Below are 548 nucleotides of genomic sequence, written 5' to 3'. Positions count from 1 at the left end.
GGGCCCCCCGCCGGTGCGGCCGGCGCGGTGTCCGCCGCGTCCGCCGTGCCGTGACGGGCCGAGGTCTCCACCCGGACCACCGGGTGCTCCCGCTGGTCCGAGAGCGCCACGGTCGTGCCGAGCGCCAGACAGAGCAGCCCGGCCGCCCCGAAGACGCTCCGGTTCAGCCCACCCGGTCGCGGCCCGCCGTGCCGGGCGCGCCGCCCGTGGCGACGCCCGTGGCGAGGCTCGCCCCGGTGGCCGTCGTCAGCCGCGCGCACCGGAGCGGCGGCGCAGCACGGCGAAACCGAGCACCCCGGCGCCGATGGCGGCGACCGTGCCGCCGGCGGCCAGCTTGAGGCCGGAGGAGTCGCCCGCGGTGGAGCCGTCACCGGCCTGGGCGGCGCCCTTCGGCACCTCGCGGACCTGCGGCTTGTCGGCCGGGGGCGCCACCTGGGGCTCCTTGCCGGTGGCGTCGCGGGTCAGCGACGGCAGCGGGGCGACCGGCCGAGCGGCGTCCTTCGGCACCGGCGAGACCGTCGGCTGCCGCGAGACGTGCGGCGTGGGGA

At 80.5% G+C, this 548-nt stretch carries 1 protein-coding gene; it reads right to left on the bottom strand.

Translation table 11 applies throughout. The annotated features are described in order from the left end of the window. Positions 1-246: 246 nt before the first annotated feature. The coding region (locus ABD308_RS04425; protein WP_344325820.1) for a hypothetical protein at positions 247-548 on the bottom strand (302 nt) is incomplete at its 5' end.

The sequence above is a fragment of the Kitasatospora putterlickiae genome (genome assembly GCF_039527695.1).
GTDB lineage: Bacteria > Actinomycetota > Actinomycetes > Streptomycetales > Streptomycetaceae > Kitasatospora > Kitasatospora putterlickiae.
The sequence above is the reverse complement of the archived record's forward strand: the minus strand, read 5'-3'. Positions and strand labels throughout refer to the sequence as shown.